We start from the raw sequence: 18,280 nt of genomic DNA, 5'->3' as shown, positions 1-18,280 counted from the left end.
TCACCTCCGGGCGGGCATCAGCCGTGAATAGCGCCGGTTAAGCTCATCCACCTGCTCTCGGCTCAGTGCGGAATCAATGACCTTGGGCTGAATCAGGATGACCAGTTCGCTCTGCACAATTTCTTCCCGGGTCTGACGGAAGAACCAACCCAGAACAGGAATGCTCCCCAACCAGGGAACGCTGGCATCTGTACGCACTTTGCGGTTCTGCATCAGGCCACCAATAACCACCACCTGACCGGAACGGGCACGGACAATTGAATCGGTTTCGCGCACGGTACTGTACGCCAGAGGCAGTGTGTAATCGTCGTTATTCAGCTGCACCGTTTTTACTTTTTCTTCTACCTCGGTCACGGTGGGGTGCACGTGCAGAGTCACTTCCTGATCGGAACCGATCTGCGGTGTAACGTCCAGAGCAATACCGGAGAAGAATGGCGTCAACTCAATATCCGGTGTATTGGAACTGCCGGTTGTTGTTGACGTTGTTGTGTTGCTGACATTGGTAACAAAAAACTCGTCTGATCCTACTTTAATGACCGCTTTCTGATTATTAACAGTGGCAATGCGCGGGCTGGACAAAACTTTTACATCACCCTGTGTTTTTAATAACTGCAGCGCTGCAGTAAAGTCGGTTGCCGTAATATTGAGCGAGAAAATACCATCAATTAAATCGGGGTTGGTTAATGCGGTCGCAGACTGAGTCGCATTGTAGGTATAGCGGCTTCCCTGCTTACCAAAGGCTCCCCAGTCAATACCCGACTGAAAGCCATCACTCAGTGTCACTTCAACAATTTTTGCTTCAATCAAAACCTGTTTCTGTACGCTTAGCTCCGCTTTTTCCAGATAGCTGGCAATATGATTTAACGTTCCCGGCATGGCTTTTACCACCACGATACCGGCATGAGCATCAACCACCACCTGTGCATCGGTTTCCTGAGCCAGCATCAGTTGCAGGGTATTTTTTAATCCCTGCCAGAAATCAGTATTGGACTCGGTATCAACTTCACTGCTGTTAATGGTTTGCGAACTGCTGCCCGAGGTGGTGGTGTTGGTCTGAGTGCTGCTTTGACGCGAGTCGGTCGATGTCACCTGGCCGCTGCTGACATGCATGCCGGAACGTCCGGCACGTTTTACGTTGAGGTAATTAATCGGAAAAATACGCGTTTGCTGCTGACGCGGTAAAATCTGCACCCCATAGGCTGACTGCACAAAATCAAAGCCGTAGATATCACGCACGGCCTGCAGAGTTTCCAGCAAAGTTACGCTTTTTAAATTCAGACTGATATCGCCGCTGACTTCGGGATGAACCACCAGGTTATAACCCGTTCCATCCACCAGGCTGTTAAAAAAGGCGGTGGCCGGTGTACGGTCGGCCAATACGTCAAAATGCTGCGGTGGCGAAGACGGCTGCTGATTCAGCGGTGGCAGCAGTTGCTGCAGATCGAGATCAGCCTGCACAGGTTCCGCTTCAGTCTGCAGCAGCAGATTATCAGCCGTTTCTTTATCCTGTTGGGTTTTAGGCGCAGACGCAGCGCAGCCACTCAGCCACGGCATAAATAAAGCCAGAGTCAGCAGAGAAAGAATGCGCAATGGTGCAAAACGACTGGCAATGACAACAGACAAAATAAATACCTATTCAGAAATACGTCGTGTATTAACAAGTAAAGACAGTTCATGCCGTTTCTGCCGGATTTTCACCACAACCTTATCCGCATAAATCGCCATAACCTGAGCTCCGTCAACAACATCGCCGGCTTGCACCAGACGGTTATTAATAACAGCGCGGTTATCGCCTTTACGGATCAGGATCTGCTGTACCCGCAGAGGTACATCCGCTGCTGCTGCCGAAACCGGCGCCTGCTGCAGCCAGGGCGGTGGCTGCGTCGGATCGGCGGCAAAGACGGCAGCAGCAAGCCCCAGCCAAAGCATCGGTAACAGACGAAACTGCTTTTTCAGCATGAAAGAATATTCAGCCACCCAGTACCTCCTCACGCATACTCAGGGTGTATACCTCAAGCGTCAGTTCGCCACGGGGATGCTGATCAACGGTAAAATTCAGCTCTTGCCAGAACAATCGCCAGGGCATGGCATCCAGCCGTTGCAGATACGCCAGCAAGCCATCGTAGCTGGCATCAAGCGTCAGGCGCAGGCCGTGACGGTAGAGCTGCACATCGGCAAATTCTTCCCCCAGCCCCAGACGCTCACGCGGCAGATTCACCAGACTTTTCAGTTGCAGGCGCTTGTCCTGCTTCAGCATTTGCTCCAGCAGGGGCACCATCTGCGCCGGAGATACCAGGGCATCGGTCAGGGTAGCGATACGCCGGTTCATATCAGCCTGCTGCACCTGCAAGCGGGCAAGCTCATCCCGTAAAGGCTGGTTGGGATCGGTCATCACCTGCAGCTGCAGCTGTGTCAGCTGCTCCTGTAATTGTTGATTCTGTTGCTGCTGGCTGGCGGTTGTTTGCTGCAGTACTTCGCTGCGCTGCCACAAAGGTTGCAGCAGGAATAAGGAAAACAGAGCAAGAATGACGGCATGCAGAATAATCTGCAGCAACAGCTGCTCACGCGGGAGCAGTTTTTTATAAGCAGTAATAAGCTTTTGCGCGAGCGGATGGCGCCACCAGTACACTTTGTTGCGGGAACTCATAAACGCCCCCCGCTACTTATCTGTTGCTGATTGCGAGTAAGATTCTGTCTGGCTGTTAACTCTGTAGTGCCCTGCTCTGCTGCGGGAGCTTCCGTATCCAGCACAAAGCTGAGCCAGCGCTGTTCGCTGCGCTGTATATCAATCTGACTGAATGATTTACCCGCATAAGCGCTGCGCTGAAGCAGCTCAACCACATAACGGGACAGTTTCTCTGGTTCATCAACAAACCCCCGCAACTGTACCTGCTGACCGCTTCCGCGCACGCTGAAGCCCTGCAGCCAGACACCGCGAACCTGCTGCTCTCCCAGCTGAGCAATCAACGGGGTAAACGACTGGCTTTGCTGCAATTGCTCGCGGCCCAGATAAAGCAAAATTTTCTGACTGTCAGCCAGCTGTCGCCTTGCCTGTTCAAGCTGCTGCTGCAAACCGTTATCGACCACCAGTGGCGGGTGACGTGCCATTTCGTCTTCCAGCTGCCGGGTCAGGTTCTGCGTAAACTGGTTTATCTGCTGCTGTTCGTGCTGCAGCCACCGGGAGTAGCCCAGCAGCACAAGTGCAGCCACCAGCAGCAGTACAGCAGTCAGCCCGAGCTGCAGTAACAGCTGCCTGATATCACGCGGCAAAGCCGGTGGACGGAATTCTTCAAGGTAAAAATTAACCCGCTGCCGAATCTGCCAGGTCATCAGGCCACCTTTCCGGCAACAGGCAATGCCGCGTCGTTCTGCTCAAAAGAAAGAGCATTACCCAGAGCAATAGCGAGTGAAGCGGTCAGTGTTTCCTGGCCGCTGTTACTGAATGCCGACTCCAGCAACAGGCTGCGTACCGGAATATTCACGCTGCGCTCCAGCTCCGGTAATAACTCACTGACATCAGCATTATCAGGCACCAGAACCCAAAGCTGACCAACGATACCCATGCCCAGTTGGCTGTCGAAATAATCCAGAGAGCGTTGAATATCCAGTGCCAGAGCATCAACCCGGCTGTCGGTTTCCAGGCTGAGTTCACCTTCACCAGCAGAGGCTAAACCCAGCGCGCGGGTGCCGGTATTCAGCCTCCGGGAAAGATACAGTCCGCCATCGCGGTAGAGATAAATCATGCCGTCGTCAGCATCCAGACGCAGCACACCAACGGCGGTTTCCGGCTCCATTTCAGCCACCAGATGCAGCAGACTTAGCTCCGGAATGATAATGCTGTGCAACTGTAACTGCTGATGTTTGCACCAACGCACAAGTTCTTTAATCCGGCGATGATCGACCACCACCGCAAAGGCCATCTCCAGCCGCCGGCGATAAGCATCAGCGGGCATACGGAAACCCTGAATGATTTTTTGTTCTGAGCCTTGCGGCAGAAGATCCCGCATGCGGAAACGCAGAGCATCGCCGAGTTCGTCATCGCTCACTGCCGGCGCCTCGACCAGATGCAGTTCATAATCCAGAGCATCCAGTGACAACACCACCGGAACCCCCTGCAACTGCTGACGGCCAACCCAGGCTGCCAGACCATCCAGCCCCTGCTCTGTATCTGCAGGACGGTAACACTCCCGCACGACATCCGCTTCACGCAACACAGCAAAGCCTCTGCCCTGATGCAATTCGATGCCCAGACAGCGTGAATCCTGAAGACTTTTTTTCTGCCAGGGCCAGCGCATCGCCACCTCTTTAAAACAAAATAATCTAAAGAGAGTGTAGACCATGATTCTGGCGCAGGATGGCCAATGTCTGTATTCAGTCAGAGCCGGGGAATCTATAATGCCCGACTGTTTTTAAGGCCAGGTACTATGTTTAATATCGTTCTGTTCGAACCCGAAATTCCGCCTAATACCGGCAATATCATCCGCCTGTGTGCCAACACAGGCTGCCGCCTGCATCTGATTGAGCCTCTGGGCTTCAATATGGAAGAAAAGAGCCTGCGCCGTGCCGGACTGGATTACAGCGAGTGGGCCAGTGTAAAAATCCACCCCAACTATGACGCCTTTCTCGAAGCCGAACAGCCACAGCGTTTGTTTGCCCTGACCACCAAGGGCCGCCGCACCCATTCCGATGTCGCCTTCAGCGCCGGCGATTATCTGATGTTTGGCCCGGAAACCCGCGGCTTACCGGAAGATGTGCGCATGAGCCTGCCGTTTGAACACTGGCTGCGACTGCCGATGATGCCCGACAGCCGCAGCATGAACCTGTCCAACGCGGTAGCGGTGATGGTTTATGAAGCCTGGCGGCAACTTGGGTATACTGGCGGCTCCTGATCCGGGAGTACCGCCATGAAATTCCTGCTGCTGATCGCTACCCTCCTTACCCCGCCGCTGCATGCAGCAAGCACCCACGAAGTACTCACCGACAAGCTCAGCCGCCCCTGGGGTATGGCCTTTGTCGCACCCGGCCAGCTGTTAATCAGTGAACGCAGCGGCCAGCTTAAATTATTCGATACCGGACAGCGGCAACTGCAGGCAGTACAGGGGGCCCCTGAGGTGTGGTTCGATGGTCAGGGAGGGCTTTTGGACGTTGCCACTGCCGCCGACTATCAGCCCGGCGGCTGGATTTATTTCACCTGGAGTGCCCCGCTGCCAGAGAATCGGGCGGCCACCGCGCTGGGCAGGGCCCGTCTTGATGTCAGCCAGCAGCCCCTGCACCTTAAAGACTGGCAGACACTGCTGATCAGCCAGTCGGCGAGCAGCAGCGGCCAGCATTTTGGCAGCCGCATTGCCTTCGATGAACAACACGTATTTTTCAGCATCGGCGACAGAGGCGAGCGCGATAACGGCCAGCACCTGAACACACACGCCGGAAAAATTCTGCGCCTGACCCGTAACGGCAATATCCCCGCCGACAATCCCTTCATCAATAAACCCGGAGCCCTGGCAGAGATCTGGAGTTACGGACACCGCAATCCGCAGGGCCTGACATACGATGCTGCCAACCAGCGTCTGTGGGCGATTGAACACGGGCCGCGCGGCGGGGATGAAATCAATCTCATCATAAAAGGCCACAACTACGGCTGGCCGGTTGTGTCGTGGGGAAAGGAATACTGGAACCCAGTGTATGTCGGCGAGGCCCGCAGCCGCCCGGATATGACCGATCCGGTAAAGATGTACGACCCGTCAATCGCGCCCGGTTCTTTGCTGTTTTATCAGGGAAAAGCTCACCCGCAATGGCAGGGCAACCTGTTAGCCGGAGCGCTTAAATTAACTCACCTGAACCGCATCACACTGGCCGGAACTCAGAATAAGCCACAGGCCGTGGCGGAAGAACGGCTGCTGACCGATCTGAACGAACGCCTGAGAGCGCTGGCAACCGACAGCAGCGGCAAGCTCTATATCGCCACCGACAGCGGCCGTCTGCTGCGCTATTAATAGCAGCGGTAATCCAGCACCACCATAAGCAATAAAGGCCGCACCCTGACGGGTTGCGGCCTTTATTTCTGCTGCGCAGAATTATCTGCGTAACGAAAACCACTCAGCTCAGTGAGTCGTTTCCTGCTCGGCAGACTCTGCCTGAGCCTGCTGAGCTTCCTGCTGCATACGCTGCTGGAACAGGGCATCGAAGTTAATCGGTGCCAGCATCAGTGCCGGGAAGCCACCTTTCACCACCAGGCTGTCGATGCTTTCACGCAGGTAAGGGAACAGGATGTTCGGGCACATGGCACCCAGCATCGGCTTCAGCTGTTGCTCAGGAATGTTCACCATGGCAAACAGACCGGCCTGTACCAGCTCTACCAGGAAAGCGGTTTCGCCATCATTGGTCGCGGTAACGGTGACCTTAACAGACACTTCGTAGTGGTTATCATCGAGCTTACGCGCACCGCTGTTCAGATCCAGTTTGATCTCCGGCTTCCACTCTTTGGTGAAGGCCTGTGGTGCATTAGGAGCTTCGAAAGAAGCATCTTTGATGTAAATACGTTGCAGAGCGAACTGCGGCTGTTGATTGTCGGCCATGTCGTAACGTCCTTCTGATTATTATGCGCCGGAGCAGCCTCAGCTGCGTACCACCGGCAGGTTCTGATTAGTCCACTCCATCATGCCGCCACTCAGGCGCACAGCGTTGAAGCCCTTTTCGCGCAGCATCTTGCCCGCCACACCGACAGTCTGGCCGGTCTTGCACACCAGAATGATCGGACGCTCTTTGTGAGCATCCAGTTCATTCAGGCGGCTGGCCAGATTGCTGTACGGAATATTCATGGCATTGGCCAGGTGACCAGCGCTGAAGTCTTTCTTGTCGCGGATATCCAGCACGACGGCGTTTTCTTTATTGATCATTAATGTGGCCTGAGCGGTCGATACCGTCTGGCCACTGCGCCGGCTGTTGTCCCACAGCAGAGCCGCCAGAAATGCGCCCCAGATAGCCACCAGCTCGATGTGGTTGCCCACAAATTCAAATAGACGATCCATAACTACTCATCATCACCCGAAAAAAGAAGGCGGCAGTATAGCGTCTGCCTGCCCGCGGAACCACCGGACTGTTCAGGTAAGTAAAGAAGGTCATAACATAGCCTCTGCCTGCCTGCGGAACCACCGCCCAGACCGGCCATTGCACACAGACCGGCTCTGCCTGCCGCCAGCACTATCGCGGCGAGAGATAAAATCAATGGCTGAGCACGATTTTTGCCTGCTCAGCAGGGCGACGAGCGCCGTGTTTTTTAGGTACAATGGCGGACTTTCGTGGCAACGTAACCGAGTCTGTTTTAATGAAATCGCGTCCTGTACCTACTGCTCTGATCATTCTCGATGGCTGGGGCTATCGTGAAGAAACCGCCAACAACGCCATTGCCAACGCCAATACCCCAACCTGGGACCGTCTGCTCAAGCAGTACCCTAACGTACTGATCCAGACCTCCGGTGAAGCCGTGGGCCTGCCCGACGGCCAGATGGGTAACTCCGAAGTGGGCCATATGAATCTGGGTGCCGGACGCATCGTTTATCAGAATTTCACCCGCATCAACAAAGCCATCAAAGACAACGAACTGGCGCAGAACGAAGCACTCTGTGCCGCCATCGACAAAGCCGTTGCCAAAGGCGGTGCCGTACACTTTACCGGCCTGCTGTCACCGGGCGGTGTGCACAGTCATGAAGACCATCTGGTAGCCCTGCTGGAAATGGCCAAAGCCCGTGGCGCTGAGCGCGCTTATGTACACGCCATTCTTGATGGCCGTGATATGCCACCACGCTCTGCCGCGCCTTCCATTAAAAAGATTGAAGACACCTTTGCCCGTCTGGGTAATGGCCAGATCGCAACGGTGATCGGCCGCTTCTTCTCGATGGACCGCGATAACCGCTGGGAACGGGTACAGGCCGGCTACGATGCCATGACCCTGGGCAGTGCCGAATTCCGCGCCGCCTCGGCCAGCGAAGCCCTGGCCAACGCTTATAGCCGTGACGAAAACGACGAGTTCGTGAAAGCCACCGTTATTGAGGGTGCCGACGGCCGTGTACAGGATAACGACGCGGTGATCTTCTTTAACTTCCGCCCTGACCGTGCGCGTGAACTGACCCGCGCCTTTGTCTCCGGCGATGAATTCAAAGGCTTTGAACGCGCTGCCCGTCCGCAGTTAACCGACTTTGTCATGCTGACCGAATACGCCGCCGATATTAAAGCCAGCTGTGCCTTCCCGCCGGCCACGCTGAGCAACGGCATTGGCGAATACGTATCCAATCTGGGCCTGACCCAGCTGCGCATTGCCGAAACCGAAAAATACGCCCACGTTACCTTCTTCTTCTCCGGTGGCCGCGAAGAAGAATACGCCGGCGAAACCCGCATTCTGGTGAAATCCCCGGATGTAGCCACCTATGATCTGCAGCCTGAGATGAGCGCCCCGGAAGTGACCGACAAACTGGTCGCCGCGATTAAAAACCGCGAATTCGATCTGATCGTCTGCAACTACGCCAACGGCGATATGGTGGGTCATACCGGCGTTTACGACGCCGCAGTAAAAGCCGCCGAGTGCATCGATGAATGCATCAGACGCGTGACCGACGCCCTGCTGGAAGTGGGTGGCGAATGCCTGATCACCGCCGACCACGGCAACGCCGAACAGATGCTGGATGACAATGGCGAAGCCATGACCCAGCACACCACAGGTCCGGTTAACCTGATCTACGTACATGACCGTGCCGAAGCCGTACAGCTGAATCCGGGTCGTCTGTGTGACGTGTCACCAACCCTGCTGAGCATGATGGGTCTGGAGCAGCCGGCAGAAATGGACGGCAACAGTCTGGTCAGCTACGGCAACTGATATGAAATCACTGTTGCTGAGCGGCTTCTGCCTGGCGCTGTTGTGTCTGCCGGCGCAGGCCGACGACGAAGCGAAACTGGATGCGCTGAAAACCGAAATTGCCAAGCTCGAACAATGGCTGAACTCAGCAAAAGATGAGTACAGCCAGCTGAACGATGCGCTGCGTAAATCGGATAAAGACATTGCTGAGCTGAGCAAGCAGATCGAGCAGACCCGTGCCCGCCTGCAGGAGGAGAAAGACCGCCTAAAAAAGCTCAGACAGGAGCAGGGACAGCTCCGTCAGCTACAGGACAAACACCGTCTGCACCTCGCTGAGCAGCTGCGCGCCGCCCAGCGTATCGGTTCAGAAGGGCCGCTCAAACTCCTGCTTAATCAGGATGACCCGCAACAGGCACAGCGTATGCTGCGCTACTTCAGTTATTTCAATAACGCCCGCATTGAGCATATCAATCAGATTCTGGCCGAACTTGAACGGCTGGATAACCTCGCCGAGCTGATTGCACAGCAGGAACAGCAACTGCTGAGCACCGAAAAAAAGCTGCTGGATAAAAACCGCGAAATGGCAGCCAGTAAGCAGGAACAGCAACAATTACTGGCTAAACTCGCCGGGCAGATGAAAACCGAACAACAGCGTCTGAGCCAGAAACAGGCCGACCGCAAACGTCTGGAAGCCCTGCTTAACGAAGTTCAGACCCTGCTGGTCAACAGCCCGCGTAAAGAAGATGCCCGGCCGATTACCGCTCTTAAAGGCAAGCTGCCGCGCCCGGTCGATGGCCGCGTACTGCATGCTTTTGGCAACCGCAACAATGACAGCATGACGCGCTGGGAAGGCTGGGTGATGAGTGCCCCGGAAGGACTGCCGGTGCGTGCCATTCATCATGGCCGGGTAGTGTATTCCGACTGGCTGCGCGGTTTTGGTTTAATTACCATTATTGATCACGGCCAGGGCTACCTGAGCCTGTATGCCCATAACCAGACACTGCTGCGCGATGTCGGAGCCTGGGTCAATCAGGGTGACAACATTGCCACCATCGGCCGCAGTGGTGGCAGTACGGAACCGAATCTGTATTTTGAGATCCGTTATAAGGGCCGCCCGCAAGACCCGGCTGCCTGGCTGAAACGATGATGTCAGCGGCGCTGCAGCCGCCTTAACAGGTTCTGACTTTTGTGCCATTCTTCAACGCATTGACCTGAATTGAGTATCCCCATGTCGTTATCTTCTGTTCTGCCCCGCCGTATTTTTCCCTGGTTTGGTTGTACTGCGGTCTGCGTACTCGCACTGGGGCTGACGCCGGTTAATGCTCAACCCGCCGAAGACAGCGCCGCCACGCCTGCTGGCAGCGAGCAGGTACAGCGTCCACAGGGCCAGCTGCCATTGCAGGAACTGCGTAATTTCACCGAGATTTTTGAGCGCATCCGCACCGCCTATGTTGAAGAGGTGGATGATAAAACCCTGCTCGAGTACGCCATCAACGGCATGCTTACCTCCCTTGATCCGCATTCGGCCTATCTGCAGCCTGAGGCTTTTTCGGATCTGCAGGAAAATACCTCGGGTAAATTCGGTGGCCTCGGTATCGAGGTGGGCCTTGAAGATGGCCTGATTCTGGTAGTCACCCCGATTGACGACACCCCCGCACAAAAAGCCGGAATCCGTGCCGGTGATTTAATTGTTTCGCTGGATGGCGAAGCCGTGATGGGCATGAGTCTGAACGATGCTGTGGAACGTATGCGCGGCGCACCGGGTTCTGAGATTACCCTGGAAATCCGCCGTAAAAATGAAAAAGAACTGCTGACCTTTACCCTCGCCCGTGCCGAAATCAAAGTTGCCAGCGTACGCACCGATATGCTCAGCGGTAACGTCGGCTATGTGCGTATTACTCAGTTTCAGGAACACACCGGCAGTGAGCTGGCCGCCGCTATCGAAGACTGGCGCGCCAAAGGCAATCTGAACGGCATTATTCTCGACCTGCGCAATAACCCGGGTGGTGTTCTCGATGCTGCCGTAGAAGTGGTCGACAGCTTCGTCAGCAAAGGTCTGATTGTGTACACCAAAGGCCGCACGCCAAGCGCCGAAGTCAGCTATTCCGCCACCAATCACACAGCTGCAGGCGACGTGCCGGTGGTGGTACTGATTAACGGCGGTTCGGCATCCGCTTCAGAAATTGTTGCCGGTGCACTGCAGGACCATCAGCGTGCCGTGATCGTCGGTACTCAGTCGTTTGGTAAGGGCTCAGTACAGAGTGTGCTGCCAATCACCGAAGACCGTGCCGTTAAGCTCACTACCGCGCGTTATTTCACCCCCAATGGCCGCTCTATTCAGGCACAGGGCATCAAGCCGGATATCTGGGTGGAACAAAGCGAAGTAACCCCTTACGAACAGCGCTTTTATAAAGAGGCCGATCTTCCCGGCCACCTGAGCAACCCGACACGTAAAGAAGAAAAAACTCAGGATAAAAACGCTAAAACCGCCGATACAGCGACCAGTGCAGACGCCAGCGGCGAGTTGCTGAAAAAAGATTTCCAGCTGTACGAAGCCCACACCCTGCTGCGCGGCGTTACCATTCTCAGTCCCCGTCCGGAGGCCTGATTGCTGCAACGCTGCTCCCGGCTGGCTACGGCCAGCCTGTTCACCCTGCTCAGCCTGATTTCAGCCTCTGCAACCATGGCCGCTCCCCCACAGGCCAGCGCCGAGTTATTGCTGATTATCGACGATATCGGCAATAACCACCGCCTGGGTAAGCGCACGGTCGGACTGCCCGGACCGCTGAATCTCGCGTTTCTGCCGCATACGCCTTATGCCGCAGCACTGGCCGAGGATGCCTTCAGTGCGGGCCATGGCATTCTGCTGCATGCGCCGATGGCTAATGAAAAAGGCGCCCGCCTTGGCCCTGGTGCCCTGACCAGCGGTATGGATCAGGCCAGTCTGCAACAAACCCTGACCGACAATCTGGCGGCCATCCCCCATGTCCAGGGGATGAATAACCATATGGGCAGTCTGCTCACCCAGCAGCCCGATGCTATGCGCTGGGTGATGCAGATCGCCCAGCAACAGGGACTGTTTTTTGTCGACAGTCTGACCAGTCCGAAAAGTGTGGCTCTGGAGCAGGCCAAAGCGGCTGGCATTCCCGCTCTGGAGCGCGACGTTTTTCTCGATAATGACATCCGCCCACAGGCACTGCAGCGTCAGTTCGGGCAAGCTCTGCATCTCGCCAAGCGTCGCGGTTATGCCGTTCTGATCGGCCACCCTTATCCCGAGACACTGGACTTTCTTGCCCGCGAGCTGCCGGCTCTGGGCATCCGGAATATCCGCCTGACCCGTATTGATGAGTTTTTGCAGCAGCGTCTGTGGCAACCACTGGAAAGCCCGGCTCTGGCTCCGTCACGCTACCTGCTGCGTACCAACGGCAGCAGCCTGCAGCCCTGATAATCTTCTCCCGGCAAGACTTCCGACCGTAAAAGACTGTAAATAGCCGTGTTTTGGTACGCCACGATACTTGTACGTTAGTTTTGTTTTGGATAATCTGGGCAGGATTTTGTGAGGGGCAAATAATGATAAAAAAACTCAGCACCGGCCTGCTGCTTGTAATCGCCTGCAGTGCCAATGCCACCGATGACTACAGCAAAGAGCTGTATGATATTTATTGCACGGCCTGTCATGCCGTCGCCGCCTCCGGCGCACCACAAGCATTTACCTCCGAATGGGACGACCGGCTCGACAAGGGCATCACCACCCTGGTCAATAACGCCATTAATGGTATCGGCAATATGCCACCCATGGGGACCTGTGCAGAGTGCAGTGCCGAAGATCTGGAAGACATCATCCGTTATATGGCACAGGAGCAATAGCCGTGAATTTTGACCGTATTCAACTTAACCGTCGCAACCTGCTGAAAGCCGCCGGCGCAGGTCTGGTTGCCGCCGGTACTGCTGGCTGCAGCTCCAGCGTAAAACCTCAGGAAAACCCGGGCATCATCGGCAAAGACGGCAAGCGGGTGCTGCCATGGAGCAACTGGTCCGGTAATCAGCACTGCCAGCCGAACGAGCGCCTGGTACCACGCAACGAAGACGAGCTGCTGAACATTCTGCGTAATGCCACCCAGCCTATCCGCAGTATTGGCTCTGGTCACAGCTTCAGTGCACTGGTACCAACCGATCAGACCCTGCTGTCTCTGGCACGTCTGCGTGGTGTCGAAAACATCGACAGCGACGCGATGGAAGCCGACGTCTGGGCCGGTACGCGCTTGTCGCAGATCGGCGACAAGCTGTGGGAACACGGCTTATCCACCATCAATATGTCTGACATCGACACCCAGGCCTTTGGTGGCGCACTGGCGACCTCAACCCATGGTACGGGTAAAGAACTCGGCACCCTGTCGACCCATGTTAAAACCCTGCGCATCGCCAATGCCGCCGGTGAAATGCTGGAATGCAGCGCCAGCCAGAATGCTGATCTGTTTAATGCCGCCCGTAACAACCTGGGTGCTCTGGGCGTTGTAACCAAAGCCCGTATTCATGCCGACAAAGCCTATTATCTGAAAGAACACAGCTGGATGATGTCGGAAGACGAAGGCTTGGAACGCGCCGAAGAATTGCGTGATGCACACCGCCATTACGAAATGTATGCGCTGCCGCACAGCGACTATATGCTCGGTATTGCCATCGATAAAATTGATCCGTCCGAAATTCCGGCCGATCAGCCGGAACCCAGCGGCGATGCTTATGAAGCCTTCCGCATGATGTCGAACCTGATCGACTATATGCCATTCGCCCGCAGCTGGCTGGTGAACTTTGGCGCCGGTGGCGTGGAACCTGAAACCCGTTACGGTAAATCGCACGAGATTTTCGGCAACCTGCGCGATATCCGCTTTAACGAAATGGAATACACCGTACCGGCTGAAGTGGGGCCACAGTGTCTGCGCGAAATTCTGCAGACCATTAAAAAGCAGAATATTCCGGTGATTTTCCCGATCGAAGCCCGCTACATTAAAGGCGACGATGTCTGGCTGAGCCCGTTTTATAAGCGCGATGGTTTTGCCATCAGCTGCCATAATTTCCACGACAAGGACTACAAAAAGTACTTTGCCGCGATCGAACCGATTTTCTGGAAGTACGATGGCCGTCCACACTGGGGTAAAATTCATACTCTGAAAGCCGCTGAATTTGCCGCCCGTTATGAACGTTTCAATGACTTCCTGCGCGTACGTAAAGAAATGGACCCACAGGGACTGTTCCTGAACGACCATCTGCGTTCAACGCTGGGGATCAGCTGATTTAATAATTGCAGTAATTAATCATCCGATAACAAATAAAGCCGGCAACTGCCGGCTTTATTGTTTATCCCATCAGAAACAGATAATCCCCAGCCGAATGCGGATTTATATTCATCAATCACCCCGGGGCTGCTATACAGGCTCGCCACTTCTTATCTCCGGCACACTTCTGGTAAGCTTGGCCGATGAAATTCGTGCTATTCCGTTTATTATCAAAAATCTTTTTACCAGCGTTCAGGCTGTTATGCCCTGTTGCGCTTTTACTCACCTTTTCATCGTTAACGGTTGCGGCTGAAGTTAATCAGGAGACAGAGCAAGCCATTCCGCTGGTCGTGACGTCAACGGTTCAGCCCTGGGGATTTTCTGATACAGAGAAAGCCAATAAAGGCATTCTGGTGGATTTTCAGAACTCGCTGTTTACCCGCGCCAATATTAAGTTCAACAACCAGCTGGAGCCCTACCCTCGGGTAATTCAGGATATTGAAAAAGGCGACGCCGACATTGCTGTTATGTTTGTCAGTCCACAGGCTGAGCGTATTGCTCACTCGCTGGGGTTTGTGCTCAACGAACGCATCGTCATCGTGGTAAAAGCCGGCAGTAAAGAATACCGCTCGCTGGATGATTTTAATGGCCAGAACATTGGTCAGGTACGCGGCTCAAAATATGGCCAGGCCTTTGATACTCATCCGGGCATTACCCGGGTCGCTCTGACCGATGTTGAACAGGGATTAAAAATGCTGCTGGCCGGGCGTCTGGATGCCATGGCCAGCACTGAGCATTCGCTGCTGTTTGCCATGTACAGCGCCGGTATCGATGCCGCCGCCGTTCAGCTGGCGTTGCCATTATTTACCGCCCGCGCCGACCTCTATGTCGCCCATCATGCGCTGCAGGCAGAGTGGGTCAAACCATTGCGGCAGACACTGGAGGCGATGCGCCGTGATGGCAGTCTGACAAAAGCGCTGTATCAGCATAAATACTGGCCTTACGACAGCTACTGTTTCAGCGGCGGTGACTGCCTCAGCGGCCATCAGGTCAGTGGCGACTGAAACGCCCGCCAGCCTTTCAGCGGCCGTCGTACTCCGCACCAAACAACATGCTCATCTGCCGCTGTGGTTTCTCATTAATATTGGCTTTACCGGCTAAATAGCGCTCACGGAAAACTGCAAAATACTCTGCCAGCGCCTGCGCGGCGGCGTGGTCTTCGGCCAGTTTTAATATCTCCACACCGACCTCAGCCGTGCATAACTGATGCAGATGTGCGGCTTCGCGCAGCTGATATTCCGAACCTTTTTCCGGCTGAATGCCGAGCACCGGCAGAGTCTGCAGATAGGGGCTGCGGAACATTTTTTTCGCTTCACGCCAGGTGCCGTCGAGCATCACAAACAACGGAATTTTGCCCTGCTGCACGGCTGGTAATTGCGCCGGAGAATGAATACAGCGTTCGGGCTGCGCATACTGATGCGGAAACACCACAATCGGGGCATAACGCTCATCCTGCAGCAGCGCCAGTAACTCAGGGTCATGCACCGTCCGCTGCCACTGGTAGGCGTAATTATCGGCCACCACATCGGCAATCAGCCGCCCGGTATTACTCGGTTTAAAGACTTCACCGTGATACATGATAAAAACAAACGCGCTGCGGCTGCTGACTTCCGGCCGCTCGGCACAGATGCAATGGCTGACACCCAGCAGACACTGCGGACAACGCACGGTTTTGCTGCCGCGTGCCAGGAAAGCACGGCGGGATTTCGCCAGTTCCTGCAGGCGCAGGTCAGCGACAGAGTTACGATGCATTGGCGTTGTTACCCACAGGCAAATAAAGAAAAGGCGCGCATTCTACCCTGCACAGGGGCTAACGCGAAGATGGCTACAGGCTGCGCCAGAGCTCGGGTAAACCGGCTACAGAATCCAGCAGGTGTTGCGGCTGCAATCCGGCACTGTCGGCGTCTTCATCACCCGGCCGGTATTTGCCGGTACGCACCAGTGCGCCGTGAATGCCACAGGCCTGAGCGCCCAGCACATCACCGAGGCGGTCATCACCGATCATCAGGGTTTGCTCTGCCGTAACATTAAGCGCCGCCAGCGCCTGCTGAAAAAACGAGGCCGCCGGTTTCCCCATCACCAGCGCCTGCCGCCCAGTGGCGTATTCCAGCGCTTTAACAAAGGGGCCGACATCCAGCTGCAGGCCATCGGCGGCAGCGAAATAGCGCGTCATTCCTAATGCCAGCAAGGGAATATCAGGATCAGCCATCAGCACCCGGAACGCCTGATTCAGCACCTCAAAGGTAAAACCCGTACCCATATCACCGATCACCAGCGCCTCGGCATCGTCACCACCGCTCAGATCAAACATACCGAACTCGCTGTACACCGCCTGCGGTAACAGCACATGCAGACGCTGCTTACGCTGTTGCTGCAGCCACAGCCGCGCGGCAATCGGCGGGGTAAGAATATCGGCTTCGTGCGCAGCAATACCGGCGGCCTGCAGATCGGCTGCAATACGGCTGGCGGGTTTGGAGGTGGTATTGGTTAAAAACCGGTAAGGAATGCCCTGCTGCTGCACCCAGCGCAGGGTTTGCGCAGCACCGGGCAGTGCTGCGCCTTTAAATAACAGGACACCATCGATATCAAAGAGAACCGCCTGCATAACGCCTCCTCTGCTGTTCTGTCTGCGCGTTCTGTCTGCCCGTTCATCTGCGACAGAATCATCACCTGAATAAACAGACTACTACAAGCTGCAGCAGCCAGCAGAAAACTGCGTTTATCTGCTCAGCGCTTCTCAGTCACACAAGCCATCGTCCGGTAACAAATGCTCGTAGCGGGCGTCGGTCAGGGTGCGCAGGAAGCAGACGATGGCCTCGGCATCCGCCTGCGTCATCTGATCACCTGTATTCAGCTCGGTAAAACTGATGTTGGCATTCACTTCCGGTGCAGCCCAGGCTACACCGGTTTCCGGGTTAATGGCATTAGCCGGATTGTTAAAGTGATCGTAGAACAACACGACGGTTTTTAAATCCTGAAAAATGCCGTTGTGCATATAAGGTCCGGTAACGGCAACATTGCGCAATGTCGGAACCTTAAACTTGCCATTCTGCGCGCTTTCAGCCAATACACCACCCAGGCCCAGATCAGCCTGATTCACACCATTACGGCTGCGCACCGCGGTATTCTCCGGCACGCCAATATTGTGATACTCAAAACCGGTGAACAGTTCGCCACTACGGCCCTGGCTGAGACGCATATGACAGGCCGAACAGTTGGTATCGGTTTCAGAGAAAAACAACGCTTTACCGGTAGCGGCTTTGCTGCCCGGTTCATAGGTGTAAGCACCGGTCAAGGAGCGGTCATAGGCGGAATCGAACGGGTAAAACGTATCGCTGAATTCAAATGCCTGAATGGCTTCCGTCATTGCGGTATAGGCAGCATCGGTATCGTTAAACACATCACTGCCGTACAGAAATTCAAACGCCGCCACATAGTCTGCATTTTCACGCAGACGATCGACCACGCTGGCTTTATCGGGCATGCCCATTTCCAGCGGATTTAACGGCGGACCACCGGCCTGAGCTGCCAGAGTGGCGGCACGGCCATCATGAAACTGCCCACCCAGATAGCCGCTGTAGTTATCCAGTTTGGTATTAAAGCGGGCTCTGCTGCCGTTTTTGAAAGCCGGTGAAAATGCGGCGTACATTGCCGTCGGGGCATTACGATCCCCCAGAGAAACACCATCAGCGCCGGTAGAGACTGCAACAACCTTGTCACCGGCATTCTTCCGGCTGTCGATAAAGGCACTGCCCGGGTTATGGCAACTGGCGCAGGATTGCTGACGATTGAACGACAGGTTTTTATCTGAAAACAGCGATTTTCCCAAAGCGATCAGGGTTGGATCATCAATCGCCGGGGTGGTCGGAGCCGCCTCTGTGTCGCCGCTGTCGCTGCTGCCACCACACCCCGTCAATACCATCACGAGGGTTAGAATCGCCCAATTTTTTACTGCCATAACAACGCTGCTCACCGCAAAAGCTTATGAAAAGGCCCGGAGTTTACTACGGGAGGAGCACTATAAAACAGATACCCATGCAAATCTAATAGCTCTTGCAAATCATTAGCATTTACATTACTTTGCACTCCGTTCTTAAGC

General features: G+C 55.1%; 19 protein-coding genes. 9 read left to right on the top strand and 10 right to left on the bottom strand.

Going from position 1 to position 18,280, the window contains the following annotated elements:
* The 5 genes from mshL to HUF18_RS10450 are packed head-to-tail and all read right to left on the bottom strand — an operon-like array spanning nucleotide 1 to nucleotide 4,295.
* On the bottom strand, nucleotides 1-1,623 hold the full coding sequence (gene mshL, locus HUF18_RS10470) for a pilus (MSHA type) biogenesis protein MshL (RefSeq protein ID WP_225692156.1): 1,623 nt from the start codon (nucleotides 1,621-1,623) through the stop codon (nucleotides 1-3).
* A 9-nt stretch (nucleotides 1,624-1,632) separates the two neighbouring features.
* Nucleotides 1,633-1,977 (bottom strand): hypothetical protein, encoded by a 345-nt coding sequence (locus tag HUF18_RS10465; RefSeq protein WP_225692155.1) that lies wholly within the window; start codon nucleotides 1,975-1,977, stop codon nucleotides 1,633-1,635.
* A complete protein-coding gene (gene gspM / locus HUF18_RS10460; RefSeq protein ID WP_225692154.1) occupies nucleotides 1,970-2,647 on the bottom strand; it encodes a type II secretion system protein GspM in 678 nt (225 codons plus the stop codon). The genes HUF18_RS10465 and gspM overlap by 8 nt, the downstream gene beginning before the upstream one ends.
* On the bottom strand, nucleotides 2,644-3,330 hold the full coding sequence (locus HUF18_RS10455; protein ID WP_225692153.1) for a hypothetical protein: 687 nt from the start codon (nucleotides 3,328-3,330) through the stop codon (nucleotides 2,644-2,646). The genes gspM and HUF18_RS10455 overlap by 4 nt, the downstream gene beginning before the upstream one ends.
* Nucleotides 3,330-4,295 (bottom strand): hypothetical protein, encoded by a 966-nt coding sequence (locus tag HUF18_RS10450; RefSeq protein ID WP_145469813.1) that lies wholly within the window; start codon nucleotides 4,293-4,295, stop codon nucleotides 3,330-3,332. The genes HUF18_RS10455 and HUF18_RS10450 overlap by 1 nt, the downstream gene beginning before the upstream one ends.
* Before the next feature lie 129 nt (nucleotides 4,296-4,424).
* On the opposite strand from HUF18_RS10450, the gene trmL reads away from it, so the two are divergent.
* Nucleotides 4,425-4,889 (top strand): tRNA (uridine(34)/cytosine(34)/5-carboxymethylaminomethyluridine(34)-2'-O)-methyltransferase TrmL, encoded by a 465-nt coding sequence (trmL, locus tag HUF18_RS10445; RefSeq protein ID WP_145469814.1) that lies wholly within the window; start codon nucleotides 4,425-4,427, stop codon nucleotides 4,887-4,889.
* 15 nt (nucleotides 4,890-4,904) lie between these two features.
* The gene (locus HUF18_RS10440; RefSeq protein WP_225692152.1) at nucleotides 4,905-5,993 is read left to right on the top strand and encodes a PQQ-dependent sugar dehydrogenase; all 1,089 of its coding nucleotides are present in this window, start codon (nucleotides 4,905-4,907) and stop codon (nucleotides 5,991-5,993) included.
* A gap of 108 nt (nucleotides 5,994-6,101) precedes the next feature.
* On the opposite strand, the gene secB is transcribed toward HUF18_RS10440, so the two are convergent.
* Together secB and HUF18_RS10430 are read right to left on the bottom strand one after the other, a co-directional pair.
* Nucleotides 6,102-6,575 (bottom strand): protein-export chaperone SecB, encoded by a 474-nt coding sequence (gene secB / locus HUF18_RS10435; RefSeq protein ID WP_145469816.1) that lies wholly within the window; start codon nucleotides 6,573-6,575, stop codon nucleotides 6,102-6,104.
* A gap of 39 nt (nucleotides 6,576-6,614) precedes the next feature.
* The gene (locus HUF18_RS10430; RefSeq protein WP_145469817.1) at nucleotides 6,615-7,028 is read right to left on the bottom strand and encodes a rhodanese-like domain-containing protein; all 414 of its coding nucleotides are present in this window, start codon (nucleotides 7,026-7,028) and stop codon (nucleotides 6,615-6,617) included.
* Nucleotides 7,029-7,324: 296 nt separating this feature from the next.
* Between HUF18_RS10430 and gpmI the strand changes: the two genes are divergently transcribed.
* From gpmI to HUF18_RS10395, 7 genes are all read left to right on the top strand, one after another.
* Nucleotides 7,325-8,869, top strand: coding sequence for a 2,3-bisphosphoglycerate-independent phosphoglycerate mutase (gene gpmI, locus HUF18_RS10425; protein ID WP_225692151.1), 1,545 nt, complete (start codon nucleotides 7,325-7,327; stop codon nucleotides 8,867-8,869).
* A 1-nt stretch (nucleotide 8,870) separates the two neighbouring features.
* Nucleotides 8,871-9,995, top strand: a complete 1,125-nt coding sequence (locus HUF18_RS10420; protein WP_186435969.1) for a murein hydrolase activator EnvC family protein — start codon at nucleotides 8,871-8,873, stop codon at nucleotides 9,993-9,995.
* 81 nt (nucleotides 9,996-10,076) lie between these two features.
* Nucleotides 10,077-11,456, top strand: coding sequence for a S41 family peptidase (locus HUF18_RS10415; RefSeq protein WP_145469819.1), 1,380 nt, complete (start codon nucleotides 10,077-10,079; stop codon nucleotides 11,454-11,456).
* Nucleotides 11,457-12,293, top strand: coding sequence for a divergent polysaccharide deacetylase family protein (locus HUF18_RS10410; RefSeq protein WP_225692150.1), 837 nt, complete (start codon nucleotides 11,457-11,459; stop codon nucleotides 12,291-12,293). It begins immediately after the preceding gene.
* A 125-nt stretch (nucleotides 12,294-12,418) separates the two neighbouring features.
* Nucleotides 12,419-12,715, top strand: coding sequence for a c-type cytochrome (locus HUF18_RS10405; protein ID WP_145469820.1), 297 nt, complete (start codon nucleotides 12,419-12,421; stop codon nucleotides 12,713-12,715).
* Between the two features lie 2 nt (nucleotides 12,716-12,717).
* On the top strand, nucleotides 12,718-14,139 hold the full coding sequence (locus HUF18_RS10400; protein WP_225692149.1) for a D-arabinono-1,4-lactone oxidase: 1,422 nt from the start codon (nucleotides 12,718-12,720) through the stop codon (nucleotides 14,137-14,139).
* A 185-nt stretch (nucleotides 14,140-14,324) separates the two neighbouring features.
* Nucleotides 14,325-15,185: a substrate-binding periplasmic protein gene (locus HUF18_RS10395; RefSeq protein ID WP_225692148.1), complete on the top strand. Its 861-nt coding sequence runs from the start codon at nucleotides 14,325-14,327 to the stop codon at nucleotides 15,183-15,185.
* Between the two features lie 16 nt (nucleotides 15,186-15,201).
* Here the strand turns inward: HUF18_RS10395 and HUF18_RS10390 are convergent, their stop codons facing one another.
* The 3 genes from HUF18_RS10390 to HUF18_RS10380 form a co-directional block, all read right to left on the bottom strand.
* Complete coding sequence (locus HUF18_RS10390; protein ID WP_225692147.1) at nucleotides 15,202-15,933, bottom strand: tRNA-uridine aminocarboxypropyltransferase; 732 nt, start codon at nucleotides 15,931-15,933, stop codon at nucleotides 15,202-15,204.
* 73 nt (nucleotides 15,934-16,006) lie between these two features.
* A complete protein-coding gene (locus tag HUF18_RS10385; protein WP_225692146.1) occupies nucleotides 16,007-16,786 on the bottom strand; it encodes a TIGR01458 family HAD-type hydrolase in 780 nt (259 codons plus the stop codon).
* Nucleotides 16,787-16,918: 132 nt separating this feature from the next.
* Nucleotides 16,919-18,139, bottom strand: a complete 1,221-nt coding sequence (locus HUF18_RS10380) for a cytochrome-c peroxidase (RefSeq protein ID WP_225692145.1) — start codon at nucleotides 18,137-18,139, stop codon at nucleotides 16,919-16,921.
* Nucleotides 18,140-18,280: the final 141 nt, after the last annotated feature.

The sequence above is a fragment of the Thalassolituus sp. ST750PaO-4 genome (assembly GCF_020320405.1).
Classification (GTDB): Bacteria; Pseudomonadota; Gammaproteobacteria; order Pseudomonadales; family Oceanobacteraceae; genus Venatoribacter; species Venatoribacter alkanivorans.
The sequence above is the reverse complement of the archived record's forward strand: the minus strand, read 5'-3'. Positions and strand labels throughout refer to the sequence as shown.

What these genes read in the sequence shown, in the direction of transcription:
- gspM (WP_225692154.1), bottom strand. Translation starts at nt 2,647, where the DNA reads ATGAGTTCCCGCAACAAAGTGTACTGGTGGCGCCATCCGCTCGCGCAA.
- HUF18_RS10380 (WP_225692145.1), bottom strand. Translation starts at nt 18,139, where the DNA reads ATGGCAGTAAAAAATTGGGCGATTCTAACCCTCGTGATGGTATTGACG.
- HUF18_RS10440 (WP_225692152.1), top strand. Translation starts at nt 4,905, where the DNA reads ATGAAATTCCTGCTGCTGATCGCTACCCTCCTTACCCCGCCGCTGCAT.
- secB (WP_145469816.1), bottom strand. Translation starts at nt 6,575, where the DNA reads ATGGCCGACAATCAACAGCCGCAGTTCGCTCTGCAACGTATTTACATC.
- trmL (WP_145469814.1), top strand. Translation starts at nt 4,425, where the DNA reads ATGTTTAATATCGTTCTGTTCGAACCCGAAATTCCGCCTAATACCGGC.
- HUF18_RS10415 (WP_145469819.1), top strand. Translation starts at nt 10,077, where the DNA reads ATGTCGTTATCTTCTGTTCTGCCCCGCCGTATTTTTCCCTGGTTTGGT.
- HUF18_RS10455 (WP_225692153.1), bottom strand. Translation starts at nt 3,330, where the DNA reads ATGACCTGGCAGATTCGGCAGCGGGTTAATTTTTACCTTGAAGAATTC.
- HUF18_RS10450 (WP_145469813.1), bottom strand. Translation starts at nt 4,295, where the DNA reads ATGCGCTGGCCCTGGCAGAAAAAAAGTCTTCAGGATTCACGCTGTCTG.
- HUF18_RS10420 (WP_186435969.1), top strand. Translation starts at nt 8,871, where the DNA reads ATGAAATCACTGTTGCTGAGCGGCTTCTGCCTGGCGCTGTTGTGTCTG.
- HUF18_RS10405 (WP_145469820.1), top strand. Translation starts at nt 12,419, where the DNA reads ATGATAAAAAAACTCAGCACCGGCCTGCTGCTTGTAATCGCCTGCAGT.
- HUF18_RS10385 (WP_225692146.1), bottom strand. Translation starts at nt 16,786, where the DNA reads ATGCAGGCGGTTCTCTTTGATATCGATGGTGTCCTGTTATTTAAAGGC.
- HUF18_RS10390 (WP_225692147.1), bottom strand. Translation starts at nt 15,933, where the DNA reads ATGCATCGTAACTCTGTCGCTGACCTGCGCCTGCAGGAACTGGCGAAA.
- HUF18_RS10430 (WP_145469817.1), bottom strand. Translation starts at nt 7,028, where the DNA reads ATGGATCGTCTATTTGAATTTGTGGGCAACCACATCGAGCTGGTGGCT.
- HUF18_RS10395 (WP_225692148.1), top strand. Translation starts at nt 14,325, where the DNA reads ATGAAATTCGTGCTATTCCGTTTATTATCAAAAATCTTTTTACCAGCG.
- gpmI (WP_225692151.1), top strand. Translation starts at nt 7,325, where the DNA reads ATGAAATCGCGTCCTGTACCTACTGCTCTGATCATTCTCGATGGCTGG.